Origin of the sequence: Streptomyces sp. NPDC059092 (assembly GCF_042756365.1) — a bacterium.
Classification (GTDB): Bacteria; Actinomycetota; Actinomycetes; order Streptomycetales; family Streptomycetaceae; genus Streptomyces.
Genome location: NZ_JBHZEJ010000085.1, coordinates 1 through 17,479 on the forward strand (window position 1 = coordinate 1; position 17,479 = coordinate 17,479).

The following is a 17,479-nucleotide window of genomic DNA, read 5'->3' on the forward strand; positions in this document are numbered from 1 at the left end:
GAGCCGGGAGTGATCGTCGACGGCGTTGTGCAGGAAGCTCATGCCGGCCCTGGCGCGGTTCTTGCGGCCCGCCTGCCGGCCGAGGATCTTGTGGCCGCCGCCGTCGGGGATGTTGCCGAGTTTCTTGATGTCGACGTGCACGAGGTCGCCGGGCGCGTCGTGCTCGTAGCGCCGGATGACCCGGCCCGTCGCGCGGTCCAGGTGGGACAGACGGGCCAGCTTGTAGCGGGCCAGGACGCGGTGCACGGTGGCCGGGTTCAGCCCGAGGAGGTAGGCGATACGGGCCGGGCCCCAGCGGCGCAGGACGCGGACCTTGATGATCCGCCGCTCGGTACGGGCCGGCGTCCGGCGCGGGCTGCGGTGCGGGCGCGAGGAGCGGTCGGCCATCCCGGCCTCGCCCGTCTGCCGGTAGCGGTTCGCCCACCGCTGGGCGGTGGTCGGTGAAACCTGGAAGCGTTCGGCGGCACGGCGCAGCGGCCAGCCGTCGTCAACGACGCAGCGGGCCAGACGCAGGCGGCCGGTCTCGGTCAGGGGTGCATTACGGTGGGGCATGAGGGCCTTCTGATCGTTCGTGTAGATGTCGCAATCCACACCGAACCCGGAAGGCCCTCACTCGTTCAAGATCACCCCGCCGTGATTGCTGTCACCAACCTCCGTGGACAGAACACCTAGGGCGTGTTTCGAAAGTCCCGCCTGGCCCGCGACGCCTGGCACGCACGCTCCCTGCGTTGTCGGAGTCGTCCACGTACGTCCGGGCCGTCGAGGGTGCCGATCCTCCGCCTTGCGATCGCGCTCGGCATCCCAAGGGCAATTCAGTGCGCCGAGACGGAGCGAGCGGAGCGAGTGCAGTGCACCGGACGCCGCAGGCCCCGCCCTACGGGCGGACGGCGCTACTTTCGAAACACGCCCTAGTACGGCTTGGCCCGCTTCGCGAAGGCCGGGGCCACCTGGTCCTGCGAGGCGCGGGGGAAGGCGACCGTGTTCGGGTCGCCGTCCGAGACGTACCAGTTCTTCCCCTCGGCGAGCTTGTCCAGCCAGCGGGACGAACCGAACTCGGCGTCCTGGTCCTTGGGCCCCGCCGAGCGGATCCGCGGGATCCCGCCGGGGGTGAAGGCCTTGTCGAACGGCGAGACCGAGGGGTTGGCGCCCACGAGGTACACCCCGTCGTAGCGGTAGCCCGTGCCCTTCGCGGCGACCCCGGCCTGCTGGGGCATCGCCCCGAAGGGCAGCGCGAGGGACGTGACCCGGTCCCCGCCCCCTGCGGTCAGGATGGCCTGCTGTCCTGCGGCGATGGCCTTCGCGGCGCCCGCCTGGTCCAGGGAGGCGAGGTTCTGGTGGCGGTCGGTGTGGTTGCCGACCTCGTGCCCGTGCTGCTTCAGCCAGGTCAGCGCCTTGGCGGAGCCGGTGGCCGAGAAGGCGTCCGCGTTGACGAAGAAGGTCGCCACCGGCTTGAACCCGGGGTGCTTCTTCGCCGTCTCCTCCAGGATGGCGACGGCCGTGCCCGCCACCGGCTTTCCGTCCTGGCCCAGGCGCACCTGGCTGTTGGTCGAGTCGTCGAAGGTGAGGACCACCGGGTGCGTTCCGGCCGGGATGTCGATCCGGCCCGTCTGGAAGTCCCGGGCGGTGACCGGAACGTACTTCTCCCGGGCCAGGCGCTCCAGCTCGGCACGGAAGTCGGCCGGGGTGCGGTCGTACACGCTCGCCGGCTTCTCGGTGAGCTGGTGGTACATCAGCACCGGTACCTGGCCGAGCTCGTTGACCCCGACACTGGCCGGGTCCTTCACGGCGACATGGCCGGCCGCCGCCGGTGAGGCCGCCGCCTGCCGGCCTCCGGCGGCCGGTGAGGACCCCGGGGAGCAGCCCGAGGCGAGCAGAACGGCGCCTGCCAGGGCGCAGAGCGGGACGAGCGGGTGACGCATGGGGGCCTCCAAGGCGAACGTGTCGCGGCATCCTTACCGGCGGCGGAAGCCCCCGTATCGCGCGGTCGCCTGGATGGCGCAGCCACCACGCCGGGGGCGATCGCGGCCGTTCGTGTGAAATCCGGCTGGAGACAGGAGGGGTGGCCCGACGGCTGGGCAATCAATGGAGTCACCACCGAGCGTCGCCGCAGCGGCGGCAGGCCCGGACACAGCACGAAGGGCGCATGATGGTCACCAAGACGCGTTTCATATCGAATTCCGCCTCCTCCTACCGTCCCCCCCGTCCCACCCGCCGCCGCGCCCTGATAGCGATGGCCGGGGCGCTCTCCCTCGCCGGGGCCGGTGTCGGGGCCTGGACCTTCCTCATGCCGGGACCGGGTGTGCAGGGTCTGGCCGACGGCGCCTTCCTCGACGGGCGCAAGGCCGCGCAGGTCACCGCGTACCTCAACGCGAAGGCCGCGGGCCGCAAGGACAAGGTGCACGCGACGCTCGACGGCAAGGTGGTCCCCGTCACGGCCGAGGGCGCCCGTCTGAAGCTCGGCCTCCCCCGTCTGACCGAGGGCCGGCACACCCTGGTGGTGGAGGGCGACAGCAGCCTCCCCTTCGCCTCGTACCAGAAGGTCGTGGGCTTCACCGTGGACACCAAGGCCCCCGATCTGAAGGTGGCCGACCCCGAGATCAAGAACGTCGCCTCCCCCGTGAATGCCACCGGCAAGGCCGCCGCCGACGCCAAGGTGACCGTCACCGGCCGGGCCTCCGCCGACGCGAAGGTGACCGTCGACGGGAAAGAGGTTCCCGTCGACAAGAGCGGGACCTTCACGATCTCGGTGCCCAAGGGCAACCCCTCCGTGACGGTGAAGGCCGTGGACCGCGCCGGGAACGCCACCACCAGGACCGTGTCCACCCGGGGGCGCCGCCCCATGATCCGCGCCGCACACATCACGGCCATCGGCTGGGGCGACAAGACCCTGCACGACAACATCCTCGCGCTGGTCCGCAGCGGCAAGCTCAACGCCGTGGAGCTGGACATCAAGGACGAGGACGGCGAGGTCGGATACGCCTCCCAGGTGGCGATGGCCCGTCAGATCGGCGCGGCCAAGGGCTACTACGACGCCCGCAAGGCCGTCGCGGAGCTGCACGCCGCGGGCGCCCAGGTCATCGGCCGTATCGTCGCCTTCCGGGACCCCAAGCTCGGCGCGGCGGCCTGGAAGGCCGGCAAGCACGACCAGGTCGTGCAGACCCCTGACGGTCAGGCGTACAACGGCGGCCACTACGGCAACCTGTCCTTCACCAACTTCGCGGACCCGGCGGTCCGCAAGTACAACCAGGACCTCGCCGTCGAGGCGGCTCAGCTCGGCTTCGACGACATCCTCTACGACTACGTGCGCCGTCCCGACGGCCCGCTGTCGAGAATGCGGTTCCCGGGCATCGGGTCCGCCACGCCCGAGCAGTCCATCACCTCGTTCGTCGCGGACACCCGGGCCGCGCTGCGCCCGCACGCCACGTACCTCGGTGTCTCGGTCTTCGGCATAGCCGCCACCCGGCCCCTGGAGATCGCCCAGGACATCGGGGCCCTGGTCAAGGTCAGCGACTACATCGCGCCGATGGTCTACCCGTCCCACTGGGGGCCCGGTGAGTACGGCGTCGCCAACCCCGACACCGCGCCGTACGCGATCGTGCAGCGCTCGCTCGCCGACTTCGGCCGTCTGGCGAAGGGTACGCAGACCGAGATCGTCCCGTGGCTCCAGGACTTCTCGATGGGCAGCACCTACGGGCCGGCCCAGGTGGCCGAGCAGATCAAGGCCGCGGAGGCCAACAAGATGCACTCCTTCATCCTCTGGAACGCCGGTGCCCGCTACCAGGGCGCGGCACTCCAGCAGATCGCCGCGCACTGACGCGGCTCAGCTCCGGGGCAATGGGGTTCCCGGGGTGGGGGCGAACATGCGGCAAGGGTCTTTCGTTCGGATCTGGCCGGGTCAGGGAGCGTCCGCCGCGTCAGCGGCTGATGTCACCGCGGGCGCGCGAGCCCGGCAAGATCCGGACGAGAGGCCCTGGGGCGCCGGTTCGCCTCCCCGCCGGTGAGCGGTGTCCCGGCGGGCCGTCGCCGGAGGTCCGGTCCGGCTCCGCCCGGGCCGACCGGCCCCGCCCGTGCCGCCCGGCCGGCGCCGATCCATTCGGCGGCACTTCGGCAACACGTCTGACGTGGCGTCCGGCGGATCGCGATTCCTCACCGGCGCCGTGTTCTCGGCCAATGCGGAGGTGTTCACATGATGTACGGAAGATCGCAAAAGAACGAGACCGGCCCCGCCGCGGCAGCCACACCACGGCGCCGGCTCCTGGTCGCCGCCGGGCTCACTCCGATGATGGCCTTCGCCGGTACGGGGCCCGCCTCGGCCCGGCCCGGCGAGTCCCCGGGTCGGGGGCACGGCACGGGCGCCGGGGCGGGGGGCACGGCGGAACCGGTGCGGCCCGTGCTCACCACCCTGGTGGACTGGAAGGGCGTCGGCAAGGTTCTGGGCCGGGCGGGCAGTCTGCTGAACGACGTCATGTACCGGACCCGCTTCCCCCGCCATGACCTGAACGTGGTCTCTCAGGGGGTCAGGGTGACCCCCGGTCTCGCCCTCGCGTCGCACATCGGCTTCATCCGGTACGCCGACGGCAGCACGCTCGCCATGGGCGACATGGCGGTCACCGAGGACGAGTTGCAGCGGGTGAGCGACGCGCTGATCGAGCACGGCATCGCCCAGACCGCGATCCACAAGCATCTGCTCTCGCACGACCCCGACATCTGGTGGACCCATGTGCACGTCCACGGCCGGAATCCGCTGGCCATGGCCCGCGGGTTCCGCGCCGCGTTCGACGCCACCGCCACACCGCCCGCACGGCCGTTGGGGCCACCGAAGCGCCTCGATCTGGACGTCGGGGCGATGAACGACGTGCTGGGCACCGAGGGCGTCAACGACGGCGGGATCTACAAGTCCGTCTTCGCCCGCCGCGAGACGATCATCGAGCACGGCTTGGTGCTCCCGGCGGGGCTGGGTTCGACGTCGGCCTTCAACTTCCAGCCCCTGGGTGGCGGACGGGCCGCGGTCAACGGCGACTTCGTCATGATCGCCTCGGAGGTCCGGACCGTACACAAACTGCTGCGGAACGGCGGGATCAGTCTCGTCGAACTGCACAACCACGGGCTGTCGGAGGAGCCCCGGCTGTTCTTCACCCACTTCTGGGCCGTGGGCGACGGCGTCGGACTCGCCAAGGCGCTGCGCCCCGCGGTGGATGCCACCCGTGTCGTACCCGTCAAGAATTGAGGCGTATCGCTCCCCGGCCCCCGGCTGAGTGAGTCCGGGGGCCCTCCCGGCCCCGATCGGTATCGTGCGCCCTCCCCGCACACCAGGGAGCCGGTGCCGCGTGGCCGGCCAGGGTGCGGGCCAGACCGGCCAGGCCGGCCTCAGCTCGCGCGTTCGCCTGGTTCCGCGGGTGATCGCTCATCCGGCGACGATGTCGCCGCCCGTACCGCCCGCACCAGGGCCTGGGGCCGGGCGTCCGCCGTCACTCCCCGGCGCAGGCCGTTGGTGACGTACCCGAAGGCGATCCCCGACTCCGGGTCCGCGAACCCGAGCGAGCCGCCGCTGCCGGGGTGGCCGAAGGAGCCCGGGGCCAGCAGGGGCGCGGCCGGGCCGTGCAGCATGAAGCCCAGGCCGAAGCGGGTGTTGACGATCAGGACACGGTCCGGGCCCGCGGATTCCTCCGTGCGCGCGAGCGTCAGCGTGGCGGGGGCGAAGAGCCGGTGGCCGTCGACCGGGCCGATCATCGCCGCGTAGCAGCGGGCCAGCGCTCGGGCGGTGGAGATGCCGCCGGAGGCGGGGAGTCCGGCGGCGCGGTACACCGGGTCGTTCTCGTCGAAGCGCGGCTCCACGACGTCGAACGCGCGGCGCGTGAGCGACTCCGGGTTCTGGTACGCCTCCGTCACGGACCGCTTGGGCCGCAGCCGCAGCGCCCCGCCGACCGCCGACGGCTCCTCGATCCGGACGGTCCTGCCGACCCGGTGGGCCTCCTCCTCGGGCAGCCCGATCCAGAAGTCCAGGCCCAGCGGGCGGGCGATCTCCTCGGCGATCCAGCGGCCGATGCCGCGCCCCGTGACCCGCTTGACCAGTTCGCCGACGAGCCAGCCGTAGGTGTGCGGGTGGTAGCCGTGGTCGGCGCCCGGCTCCCACAGGGGGCGTTGCGCGGCGAGCGCGCGCGGGCCCGACTCGCCGTCCATGGCCTCGGCCGGGGTGAGCGTGCGGTCGAGCACGGGCAGCCCGGCGCGGTGCGCGAGGAGGTGCCGTACGAGCACCCGCTCCTTGCCGGCGGCCTTGAACTCCGGCCAGTACGTGCCGACCGGCGCGTCCAGGTCGATCTGTCCGCGCTGGTGCAGCAGGAGCGGTACGGCGGCGGCGATGCCCTTCGTCGCGGAGTGCACGACCTGAGCGGTGTCCAGCGCCCACGGGGCGGCCGTCCCGCCCTCGCCGGGGTCGGCGTCGCGCGTGCCCGCCCACAGGTCGACGACCTTCTGCCCGTCCCGGTACACGGCGACGGCCGCCCCGCGTTCACCGAGCCGTTCGAAGTTCCGTACGAAAGCGTCCCTGACCGGCTCGAAGCCCGCCGCCACCGTGCCCTGGACGTCCACGCCCGTACCCCTGCCCGTGTTCCCGCCGCGCCCCGTCGGCACGACCCCCTCTATGGTGCAACGGGCACGGGGTGCGACACGATCCGGCACAACGGGCCACGGGCCGGAAAGCCGCCGCGAAACCGACTCTTAACCTGGCGTGCGCGCCCGTACGGACCGGGGGTCGAAACCGAACGGCAGCTCCAGCCGATGCGCCCCCATCAGCGCTTCGTCACCGAGGAGTTCATCCGTCGGACCGTCCGCGACGATGACGCCGTCGCTCAGGATCACGGAGCGCGGGCAGAGTTCGAGCGCGTACGGGAGATCGTGTGTGACCATCAGCACGGTGATGTCCAACGACCGCAGGATGTCGGCGAGTTCGCGACGCGACGCCGGATCCAGGTTGGACGACGGCTCGTCCAGGACCAGGATCTCCGGCTCCATCGCGAGGACGGTCGCCACCGCCACCCGCCGCCGCTGCCCGAAGGAGAGGTGGTGCGGCGGCCGGTCCGCGTACGACTCCATCCCCACCCGGGTCAGCGCGGTGGCCACCCTGGCCGCCAGTTCGGCGCCGCGCAGCCCGGCGGCGGCCGGGCCGAAGGCCACGTCCTCCCGTACGGTCGGCATGAAGAGCTGATCGTCCGGGTCCTGGAAGACGATGCCGACCCGGCGCCGGATCTCGGCGAGGTGCCGCTTCCCGACGGGCAGCCCGGCGACCGCGACGCTCCCCGCGCCCGCCGTGAGGATGCCGTTGAGATGCAGGACGAGCGTGGTCTTGCCCGCGCCGTTGGGGCCGAGCAGCGCCACCCGCTCGCCGCGCGCCACCCGCAGGTCGACGCCGAAGAGGGCCTGGTGGCCGTCGGGGTACGCGTACGCCAGCCCGGCGACCTCCAGGGACGGGGGAATCTCCGGGGAGGAAGGCGCAGTCGTACGGATCTCGCCGGGGCTCATCGCGGCCGCCTTCACAGGGTCCGGGCTCATAGGGTCCAGCCAAGCAGACAGACCACGAGCGCCGTCACCGGGAGCGCGGCGGCGTAACCCCACTGCGCCCGCGACGCCGTCACCTCGTCGATGACCGGCATGCTGCCCGCGTACCCCCGGCTCACCATCGCCAGGTGCACGCGCTCCCCGCGCTCGTACGCGCGGATGAAGAGCGCCCCCGCCGACTTGGCCAGCACGCCCCACTGCCGTACGCCGCGCGCCTCGAAGCCGCGCGAGCGCCGTGCGATCGACATCCGGCGCATCTCGTCGGTGATGACATCGCCGTACCGGATCATGAAGGACGCGATCTGCACCAGCAGCGGGGGCAGCCGCAGCCGCTGGAGGCCGAGCAGCAGGGCACGCAGTTCGGTCGTGGAGGCGAGGAGTACGGAGGCGGCGACGCCCAGCGTGCCCTTCGCGAGGACGTTCCAGGCGTCCCACAGGCCGGGCACGCTCAGCGGAACGCCCGCCACCCGGATCTGCTCGCCGGGCACCACGAACGGCATCAGCACGGCGAAGGCCACGAACGGCACCTCGATCAGCATCCGCCGCAGCAGCAACCCGGCGGGCACCTGGGCCACCGCGGCGACCCCGGCCAGCAGCCCCGCGTACAGCGCGAAGGCCCAGACGGCGGTGCGCGGGGTGGAGACCACCACGAGGACGAAGCAGAAGACGGCGGCGAGTTTGCAGTGCGGGGGCAGGGCGTGGACCGGCGAGTGGCCGTGCCGGTAGAGCCGGTGCGCGTGGCCGGCGCCCATGTCAGGCGGTTCCCGCGGGCGCGGAGTGGGTGCCTTCGCCCGCCTGGGCGCTACGGCGGCGGCGTACCGCCCAGAAGACGCCGCTGCCCACGGCGACCGTGGCGCCCACCCCGATCACCCCGGCGAGGCCGCCGGAGATCCGGGCGTCGGAGATGTCCTTGACGCCGTAGTCGGCGAGCGGGGAGTCCGCGGTGTGGTGCGGCTCGGTCTTCCTGTCGATGCCCTGGTCGGCGGCGACCTTCTCCAGGCCGTCGGGGTCGGCGGAGGCGTAGAAGGAGACGAGACCGGCGAGGACGAGCGCGGTCACCAGGCCCGCCACCCGGACCGTACGGGTCGAACGCACCGTGGCGGCGGGAAGCGGCGAGGGCGCGGCGTCGACCAGTTCCCCGCCCACCCGCAGCTTGAGCGGCGCGCTCAGCCCGCGCGCCCCGTACACCAGGTCCGGGCGTACGGCGATGACCGCGCCGACCGTCAGCGCGGTGATCGCGGCCTCGCCGATCCCGATGAGCAGGTGCACGCCGACCATCGCGGTGAGCGTCTTTCCGAGCGGTACGTCCGACGTGCCGCCGATCGCGTACAGCCCGGTGAAGGCGAGCGCCGCCGCCGGTACGGAGACGAGCGCGGCGGCGAAGGACGCCACGGTCACGGAGCGGCGGGTGCGGGGCAGGACGGTGACCAGGCCACGGAAGAGGACGTACGCGACGGCGGTCGTCACCACGGCCATGTCGGTGATGTTCACGCCGAGCGCGGTGAGCCCGCCGTCGGCGAAGAGGATGGACTGCATCAGCAGGACGACGGAGACGCAGAGGACGCCGGTGTACGGACCGACGAGGATCGCGGCCAGCGCCCCGCCCAGCAGATGCCCGCTGGTTCCCGCCGCGACGGGGAAGTTCAGCATCTGTACGGCGAAGATGAAGGCGGCGACGAGTCCGGCGAGCGGTGCGGTGCGCTCGTCCAGTTCGCGGCGCGCGCCGCGCAGGCTGACCGCGACGGCGGCAGCGGCGGCGACACCGGTGGCGGCGGAGACGGGCAGGTCGATGAATCCGTCGGGGACATGCATGGCGCCTGATGATACCGCCCTCTTGCGAACTACTTGCAAGAGCAGACGCTGTGCGATTCAACCGCTCCCCGCGGTGCGGGGGTGAGCCGGTGGGGCGGCTCCCGCCGGAGAGCGTGCCACCCGGAGCGCGCCACCCGCCCGCTCCGTCGGGTCGCGAGCCGGGAGGCGATCTCGCGGGCCGGGAGGGGCCTCGGACTCCACGACAGGCCCGAGGCCACGCGACCGGCGCACGGCACTCCGCGGGGCCACGCGACCGGCCGGTACGGCCTCCGCGGGGCCCGCGGCGGTCGACTACGCGAAGCCCACCGGCGCCGCCCCGGACCCGCAGCACTTGCGGGGTGCGATATGTAGGCTTAAGAGTTAAAAGTCCGATAATGCTGAAGGAGGCGCGAGTCGATGTCTCCCCTCGTCGAGCAGCCGGCCAAAGCCCGTATCGTCACAGACTCCCCCCATCTCAGGACCGTCCCCGTCACCCTCCGCTACGACGGCGCTGATCCGCTCGCCCTGCGGATCGTGTTCCCGCCCGAGGTCTCCCAGGACCGCGACCGCGGCGAGGTGGTCTGGGCCTTCGCGCGCGACCTCCTCGACGCCGGTCTGCGGATGCCGTCCGGCGACGGCGATGTCCAGGTGTGGCCCTGCGGCCGGGCCCAGACCGTGGTCGAGTTCCACTCGCCGGACGGGGTCGCGGTGGTGCAGTTCGACTCCGCCGCGCTGCGCCGGTTCCTGCGACGCTCGTACGCGATGGTCCCGGCGGGGCAGGAGCGCCACGACATCCACGACTTCGGGACCGAGACCGAACTGACCAGGACATCCACCGAACCGACCGAGCCGGCCAGGGCCGGATCGCCGCCGCCCCACACGTGACGCGACCGATCCGCGAACGCGGCGAGCGGCCCGGTCCGTGACTCCCCTTCTCAGGGGGTACGGACCGGGCCGCTCGCCTGCTCCGGCTCCCGTCCCCACGGCGCCGGCGCGGTCCGGGGCCGCTCACCGCTCAGTCGCGGCCCCGGAGCTGGAGGGGGTGCCTCAGACGCGTACCAACTCGCGGTCCGTGCCCGGACCACCGCCGTCGGGACGGTGCGAAGCGTCCGCACCGTGCTGGTTCAGCGCCTCGCCCTCGACATCCACGTTGGGCAGCGCCCGGTCCAGCCAGCGCGGCAGCCACCAGGCCTTCTTGCCCAGGAGCGCGAACGCGGCCGGCACGATGGCCATACGGACCACGAACGCGTCGACGAGCACGGCGAAGGCGAGCGCGAATCCGATCATCTTGATCATCGACTCGCCGGCCCCGATGAAGCCCGCGAAGACGGCGATCATGATCGCTGCGGCGGCCGTGACCACCCGCGCGCTGTGCCGGAAGCCGGTGACGACCGCCTCGCCGGGCCGCTCCCCGTGGACGTACGCCTCCCTCATGCGGGTGACGAGGAAGACCTCGTAGTCCATGGCGAGGCCGAAGACCACGCCCACCATGAGGATCGGCATCAGCGCCATCACCGGGCCGGTCTGGTCGACCCCGAGCAGGCTCGCGGCCCAGCCCCACTGGAAGACCGCGACGACCGCGCCGAGTGTGGCGACGACGGAGAGCAGGAAGCCGAGGGCCGCCTTGAGCGGGACGAGTACCGACCGGAAGACCACCATCAGCAGCAGGAACGCGAGGCCGACGACGAGTGCCAGATAGGGGATCAGCGCGTCGTTCACCTTCTGCGCGAAGTCCACGTTCATGGCGGTGGCGCCGGTGACCAGGACCTCGGCCCCGTCGTCCGCCTTGATCGTGCCGCCCGCGTCCCGGATGGAGTGGACCAGTTCCTCGGTCCCGACCGAGGAAGGGCGGTCCTTCGGGATCACCGTGATGGTCGCGGTGTCGCCGGCCTTGTTGAGCGTGGCGGGGGTGACGGCCGCGACGCCGGGCAGCTGCTTGACCTGCTCGGTGACCTCGGTGGCCGCCGCCTTGGCGTTGTTCTCGGCCTTGCCGTCGACGAGGACGATCAGCGGCCCGTTGAAGCCGGGCCCGAAGCCTTCGGAGAGCAGGTCGTACGCCTTGCGCTGGGTGGTGCTGGGCGCCTGCGAGCCGTCGTCGGGCAGGCCCAGCTCCAGGGAGGTGGCGGGGAGGGCGACGACTCCGAGGCCGAGGACGGCGGTGACCAGTACGGTGACCGGACGGCGCAGGACGAAGCGCGCCCAGCGGGTGCCCATGTTGGGCTTCTCGGAACCGGGAGACCGCTCCCCCGCGGCCGGGCTCGTGGCCCGGCTCTCCAGCTCCGCACGGACCTTGCGGCCGTGAATCCGCTTGCCCGCGAAGCCGAGCGCCGCCGGGACGAAGGTGAGCGCGATGAGCACGGCCAGCACCACCGTGCCTGCGGCGGCGAAGCCCATCTTGGTGAGTACGGGGATGTTGACGACGGCCAGGCCCCCGAGGGCGATCACGACCGTGAGACCGGCGAAGACGACAGCGGACCCGGCGGTGCCGACGGCCCGTCCGGCCGCCTCCTCGTGCTCCCTGCCCTGGGCCAGTTCGGCGCGGTACCGCGAGACGATGAACAGCGCGTAGTCGATACCGACCGCGAGGCCGATCATCATCGCGAGGGCGGAGGAGTTCGTGCCCAGGTCGAGGGGGTTGGCCAGCGCGGTGATCACGCTGATGGCGACGCCGACCCCGACGAGCGCGGTGAGCAGCGGCAGTCCGGCCGCGACCAGCGAGCCGAAGGTGACGAGGAGCACGACCGCGGCGAGGGCCACGCCGATGACCTCGGTGATCCCCCCGATCGCGGGCTCCGCCTGGAGGGCGTCCCCGCCGACCTCCACCGTCATGCCCCGGTCCCGCGCGTCGCCGCCGGCCTCTTCGAGCGCGGCGCGGGTCCCGTCGGTCAGCCTCGCCGTGTCGACCTTGTACGAGACCGAGAGGTAGGCCGTCGTACCGTCCTGCGAGACAGCTCCTGTGGCGTACGGATCGGTCACCGACGCGACCTGGTCCGAGCCGCTCTTCAGCTCGCCGGTGATCTTCTGGACCTCGGCCTTGTTGCCGGCGTCGGTCATCTTCTCGCCGCTCGGCGCCTTGAAGACGACGCGGCCGGTCGCGCCGTCGGCGCCGGCTCCGGGGAAGCGTTGTTCCAGCAGGTCGAAGGCCCTCTGGGCCTCCGTACCCGGTATGGAGAAGGAGCTGGAGGTGGCGGTGGAGGCGGAGGCCGCGCCGACTCCGGCGAGCGCCAGCAGCGCCACCCACACCAGGGCGACATAGTGGCGGCGCCGGAAAGCGAGCCGTCCGAGCTTGTAGAGGAACGTGGCCACGAGGGCGTACTCCCGGGTCTATGGAGGAATGAGGGCATGGGGAGCCGTCCCGACGGCGAAGAGCGGATACGCGTCAGGTTCTGCGGGTGCTGCTGGTGCTGGGGGGACTGCGGTGTTACGGGGACTGCGGTGCTACGGGTACTGCGGTGCTACGGGTACTGCGGGGAGGGGTGGGAGGGGTCAGACACCGAGGGCGGGGAAGACCACGGAATCGAGGTACGACTGGAGGAAGGCCGGGTCCGGCGGCAGACCCTCGATGAGCTGCCGGGCGACGAACGCGCCGACCAGCATGTGGATGAGGTAGGGCACCGCCGGGTTGTCCTCGGCGATCTCGCCCCGGTCCACGGCGCGCTGAAGCATCGCGCGGAAGGCGTCGATCTCAGGATCGATGAGCACTTCACGCAGCGCTTCGAGAAGGTCCGGGTTGTTGTGGACGGCGTAGAACAGGGCCCGCATCAGCGCGGCGTCCTCTTCCATCTTGTGTTCCTCGGTCAACGCGGCGATCGCGAGGAAGTCCCCGCGCAGTGAACCGGTGTCGACCTGCCCGACCTGATGCGGCTTCGCGCACCGCATGGCACGGGCGACCAGCTCCGGCTTGCTCCCCCACTGGCGGTAGAGGGTGGCTTTGCTGGAGCGGGTGCGGGCGGCGATGGCGTCCATGGTGAGGGCGTCATAACCGACCTCGCGCAGGAGATCGAGCACGGCGTTGTACAGCTCGGACTCCCGCTCCGGCGTGAGTCTGCTGCGTGCCACGATCGACCTCCATCGAACGAAACGGTTTCGTACAGTACGAATGTAAGCCGGGGCTGAGCGAAACGGAAGAGTTTTCTTTGTGGCCTGGGCCACGCCGCTCCGTACCACCGCGTCCCACCCGCCGCACCGCGGCTCACCCACCGCGTCCCACCCGCCCCTCCACACCGGACGGGGCGGGAAAACGAGCCGTCCCGGAGGCGAAGAGCGGACCAAAAGGGCAGCATTGGGGGGTGAGTGACGAGACCGCGTACCTTCGCTTCCCGCACCTTCACGACGACTCGCTGTGCTTCGTGGCGGAGGACGACCTCTGGGTCGCTCCCCTCGCGCCACCCGGGCACCGGCCGGAGCGCGCCTGGCGGGTGACCGTCGACCGTACCCGGATCGGCCATCCCCGCTTCTCGCCGGACGGCCGCCACATCGCCTATACGAACTGGCGCAGCCTCGATCCCGAGATCCATCTCGCCCCGGTGGAGGGCGGGCCCTCGCGACGGCTCACCTACTGGGGCGCGACCGACACGCGTGTCTGCGGCTGGACGCCGCCCGACAAGGACGGCGAGTCGCAGATCCTCGCCGTCTCGTCGCACGGCCAGCCGTTCTCGTACTTCGCCTGGGCGTACAGCCTGCCCACGGACGGCTCCCCGGGCGGGGCGCTGCCCTGGGGCCCGGTGACGGACATCGCGATCACGGACCTGCCGGTCACCGAGGACGCGCCCACGCCGGCGTCCGCACCGGGGGCGGAGCCCGACGCGGGAGAGCGCCGTACGCTCCTGCTCACCGGGAAGCCGCCGCACGAGCCCGCCGCCTGGAAGCGGTACCGGGGCGGCGCCATGGGCCGGCTCTGGCTGCACGGCAGGCGGCTGCTGCCGGATCTGGGCGGCCATCTCGACTGCCCGATGTTCGTCGGCGGGCGCATCGCGTTCCTCTCCGACCACGAGGGCGTCGGCAATCTCTACTCCTGCCTCCCCGACGGCACGAACCTCACCCGCCACACCGACCACGACTCCTTCTACGCCCGCCACGCCTCCTCCGACGGGCGCCGGGTGGTCTACCAGTGCGCGGGCGACCTCTGGCTGGTGGACGCGCTCGCCCCGGACTCCGTACCGCGCAAGCTGGACGTACGGCTGGGCGGTCCGCGCGCGGGCCGGCGCGGCTACCAGGTCCCGGCCTCCCGCCACATCGACGGCATCTCCGTGGACCTGACGGGCCGGGCGAGCGCCGTCTCCGTACGCGGCAGCCTCTACTGGCTCACCCACCGCGACGGCCCGGCCCGCACCATCGCGGACACGCCGGGGGTACGGGTGCGCAACCCGGTGATGCTCGGCAGCGGCGGCCAGGTCGCGTACGTGACGGACGCGGACGGCGAGGACGCGATCGAGATCGCCTACCTCCCCCGGGCCACCGGCGACCGCCCCCCGCGCCGCCTGGCCTCCGGCCGCCTGGGCCGGGTCCTGGACATGGTGGCGGACCCGGAGGGCACCACCATCGCGGTCGCCGCGCACGACGGCAGGCTGCTGCTGGTCGACGTGACGGACGAGGTCGAGGGGACGGAGGCCGGTACGACGCCGGCCCCGGCGGAGGAGACCGGCGCGGACGCGGACGCGGGTACCGATACGGGTGGGACGGAGCCGGAACCGCCGGGCGCGGGGAGCGAACCCACCGAACCCGACGAGCCCACCAGGCCCACCGAACCCGACGAGCCCACCGAGCCCGCCACGGGCACCGCCGAGAGTACCGAGAGCGCCGAAGGCACCGGAAAGGACGATCCCGGCCCCGACGGTGTCTCCGAACTCATCCGTTCCATCAACGGCCCCGTCACCGACCTCGCCTTCTCCCCCGACGGCGGCTGGCTCACCTGGTCCCACCCCGGGATCGGCCGTTCGCTCCGCCAGATCAAGCTCGCCAAGATCGCCGGGAGTTTCGCCCGTACCGTCGTCGACGTCACCAACGGCCGCTTCGAGGACGAGAATCCGGTCTTCACCAGCGACGGCCGCTACCTCGCCTTCCTCTCCTGGCGCGGCTTCGACCCGGTGTACGACGTCCACACCGGCGACCTCTCCTTCCCCCTCGGCTGCCGCCCGTACCTCGTCCCCCTCTCCTCCGCGACCCCCTCCCCCTTCGCGCTCTCCCCGGACGGCCGTCCGGCGGCCGGTGGGCTCGATCCGGCCGGTGGGGAGCTGGTGGTGGGCGGGGTCGACGGGGCGGTCGCGGTGACCGTCGAGGTCGAGGGTCTCGCGGACCGGGTGACCCCGTTCCCCGTCACCGCGTCCAAGTACTCCGCCCTGCACCCCGTCAGCGGCGGCGGTCTGGTCTGGCTGCGCTGGCCGATCTCCGGGGCGCTCGGGGAGACCTTCGCCAACCCCTCCGACATGTCGGGCCGGCCCACCCTCGAACACTTCGACATCGCGCGTGCCCGCAAGAGCGAACTCGTCTCGCATCTCGACTGGTTCGCGCCGAGCGGCGACGGCACCCGCCTGGTCGTCGTGGACGACGGCGAGCTGCGCGCCGTACCCGCGACCGAGCTGGGCGACCTCGACTCGACCGTCTTCCTCGATCCGCGCCGGATCCTGCACGACGTCGACCCGGAGGCGGAGTGGCGCCAGGCGTACGCGGAGGCGGGCCGCATCATCCGGGCGTTCTTCTGGGAGCCGGGGATGTGCGGCATCGACTGGGACGGGGTGCTCGACCAGTACCGTCCGCTGGTCGAACGGGTCGCCTCGCCCGACGAGTTCGCCGATCTGCTCCGCGAGGTCCTGGGTGAACTGGGCACCTCGCACGCGTACGTCTCCCCCGCACGCCGTGACGAGGGGCCGCCGCACTACCAGCGCCCCATGGGCCTGCTCGGCGCCAACCTCGTCCGCCGGGACGGGGATTGGATGATCAAGCGGATCCTGCCCGGTGACTCCTCGGACTCCAAGGCCCGTTCGCCGCTGGCCGGTACGGGGATCCGTGAGGGCGCCGTCCTCACCCATGTGGACGGCCGTCCCGTCGATCCGGTGGCCGGCCCGTACCCGCTGCTCGCCGCCGCCGGAGGCACCACGGTCGAGCTGACCTTCCGGCCCGCCGAGCGCGAGGGCTCCCCCGCCATCCACGAGAGCCGGCCCCGCCGGGTCGCGGTCGTCCCGCTGATCGACGAACGGCCGCTGCGCTACCAGGACTGGGTGGCCAAACGCCGTGAGGTCGTACGGGAGATCAGCGGCGGCAAGTGCGGCTACCTCCACATCCCCGACATGGGCGGCTCCGGCTGGGCGCAGTTCAACCGGGACCTGCGCCTGGAGGTCTCACGTCCCGCGCTGATCGTGGACGTACGGGGCAACGCGGGCGGCCACATCAGCGAACTCGTCGTGGAGAAGCTCAGCCGCCGGATCATCGGCTGGGACCTGACCCGCGACGCGCAGCCCGTCTCGTACGCCTCGAACGCGCCGCGCGGTCCTGTCGTGGCGCTCGCCGACGAGGCGACCGCCTCCGACGGCGACATGATCACGGCGGCGTTCCGGCTGCTCGATCTCGGGCCCGTGGTCGGTCAGCGCACCTGGGGCGGGGTCGTCGGGATGACGGGCCGGCACCGGCTCTGCGACGGGACGGTGATCACGGTGCCGATGAACGCCGCCTGGTTCGACGCGTACGGCTGGTCCGTCGAGAACCGTGGCGTGGAGCCGGACATCGAGGCGCTGCGCACCCCGCTCGACTGGGCGGAGGGGCGGCACGCGCAGCTCGACGACGCGGTGTGGGTGGCGCTGGACCTGCTGGCCGGGCAGCCCGCGTCGACCCCGCCGGGGTACGGGGCGGTCCCTGACCTGCGCCGCCCGAAGCTGCCGCCGCGCCAGGGCGTGATTCGAAAGTAGCGCCGTCCGCCCGCAGGGCGGGGCCTGCGGCGTCCGGTGCACTGCACTCGCTCCGCTCGCTCCGTCTCGGCGCACTGAATTGCCCTTGGGATGCCGAGCGCGATCGCAAGGCGGAGGATCGGCACCCTCGACGGCCCGGACGTACGTGGACGACTCCGACAACGCGGCGAGCGTGCGTGCCAGGCGTCGCGGGCCAGGCGGGACTTTCGAAACACGCCCTAGAACCCTCTCGC

12 protein-coding genes are annotated in these 17,479 nt (G+C 72.2%); 4 read left to right on the forward strand and 8 right to left on the reverse strand.

Annotation, left to right across the window (positions count from 1 at the left end; all coding sequences use genetic code 11):
- Both ACFXPL_RS32855 and ACFXPL_RS32860 read right to left on the reverse strand, forming a co-directional pair.
- The coding region (locus tag ACFXPL_RS32855) for a helix-turn-helix domain-containing protein (RefSeq protein ID WP_384926535.1) at positions 1-552 on the reverse strand (552 nt) is incomplete at its 3' end.
- Positions 553-908: 356 nt separating this feature from the next.
- A complete protein-coding gene (locus ACFXPL_RS32860; protein WP_384926537.1) occupies positions 909-1,919 on the reverse strand; it encodes a polysaccharide deacetylase family protein in 1,011 nt (336 codons plus the stop codon).
- A gap of 224 nt (positions 1,920-2,143) precedes the next feature.
- Here ACFXPL_RS32860 and ACFXPL_RS32865 point away from each other — a divergent pair, with 224 nt between their 5' ends.
- Complete coding sequence (locus ACFXPL_RS32865) at positions 2,144-3,814, forward strand: putative glycoside hydrolase (RefSeq protein WP_384926539.1); 1,671 nt, start codon at positions 2,144-2,146, stop codon at positions 3,812-3,814.
- 372 nt (positions 3,815-4,186) lie between these two features.
- Positions 4,187-5,227: a DUF1259 domain-containing protein gene (locus tag ACFXPL_RS32870; RefSeq protein WP_384926540.1), complete on the forward strand. Its 1,041-nt coding sequence runs from the start codon at positions 4,187-4,189 to the stop codon at positions 5,225-5,227.
- A 140-nt stretch (positions 5,228-5,367) separates the two neighbouring features.
- Here the strand turns inward: ACFXPL_RS32870 and ACFXPL_RS32875 are convergent, their stop codons facing one another.
- The 4 genes from ACFXPL_RS32875 to ACFXPL_RS32890 all read right to left on the reverse strand — a co-directional run bounded on the left by ACFXPL_RS32875 (position 5,368) and on the right by ACFXPL_RS32890 (position 9,366).
- Positions 5,368-6,588: a serine hydrolase domain-containing protein gene (locus ACFXPL_RS32875; RefSeq protein WP_384926585.1), complete on the reverse strand. Its 1,221-nt coding sequence runs from the start codon at positions 6,586-6,588 to the stop codon at positions 5,368-5,370.
- 129 nt (positions 6,589-6,717) lie between these two features.
- The gene (locus ACFXPL_RS32880; protein WP_384926587.1) at positions 6,718-7,518 is read right to left on the reverse strand and encodes an energy-coupling factor ABC transporter ATP-binding protein; all 801 of its coding nucleotides are present in this window, start codon (positions 7,516-7,518) and stop codon (positions 6,718-6,720) included.
- Positions 7,519-7,544: 26 nt separating this feature from the next.
- Complete coding sequence (gene cbiQ / locus ACFXPL_RS32885) at positions 7,545-8,306, reverse strand: cobalt ECF transporter T component CbiQ (RefSeq protein WP_384926542.1); 762 nt, start codon at positions 8,304-8,306, stop codon at positions 7,545-7,547.
- A 1-nt stretch (position 8,307) separates the two neighbouring features.
- Positions 8,308-9,366, reverse strand: coding sequence for an energy-coupling factor ABC transporter permease (locus ACFXPL_RS32890; RefSeq protein ID WP_384926544.1), 1,059 nt, complete (start codon positions 9,364-9,366; stop codon positions 8,308-8,310).
- 396 nt (positions 9,367-9,762) lie between these two features.
- Here ACFXPL_RS32890 and ACFXPL_RS32895 point away from each other — a divergent pair, with 396 nt between their 5' ends.
- The gene (locus ACFXPL_RS32895) at positions 9,763-10,230 is read left to right on the forward strand and encodes an SsgA family sporulation/cell division regulator (RefSeq protein ID WP_384926546.1); all 468 of its coding nucleotides are present in this window, start codon (positions 9,763-9,765) and stop codon (positions 10,228-10,230) included.
- A gap of 162 nt (positions 10,231-10,392) precedes the next feature.
- Here ACFXPL_RS32895 and ACFXPL_RS32900 read toward each other — a convergent pair whose 3' ends face one another.
- Together ACFXPL_RS32900 and ACFXPL_RS32905 are read right to left on the reverse strand one after the other, a co-directional pair.
- On the reverse strand, positions 10,393-12,651 hold the full coding sequence (locus tag ACFXPL_RS32900) for an MMPL family transporter (RefSeq protein WP_384926548.1): 2,259 nt from the start codon (positions 12,649-12,651) through the stop codon (positions 10,393-10,395).
- A gap of 180 nt (positions 12,652-12,831) precedes the next feature.
- A complete protein-coding gene (locus tag ACFXPL_RS32905) occupies positions 12,832-13,404 on the reverse strand; it encodes a TetR/AcrR family transcriptional regulator (protein ID WP_384926550.1) in 573 nt (190 codons plus the stop codon).
- A 230-nt stretch (positions 13,405-13,634) separates the two neighbouring features.
- Between ACFXPL_RS32905 and ACFXPL_RS32910 the strand changes: the two genes are divergently transcribed.
- Positions 13,635-17,246 (forward strand): S41 family peptidase, encoded by a 3,612-nt coding sequence (locus ACFXPL_RS32910; protein WP_384926552.1) that lies wholly within the window; start codon positions 13,635-13,637, stop codon positions 17,244-17,246.
- Positions 17,247-17,479 lie beyond the last annotated feature (233 nt).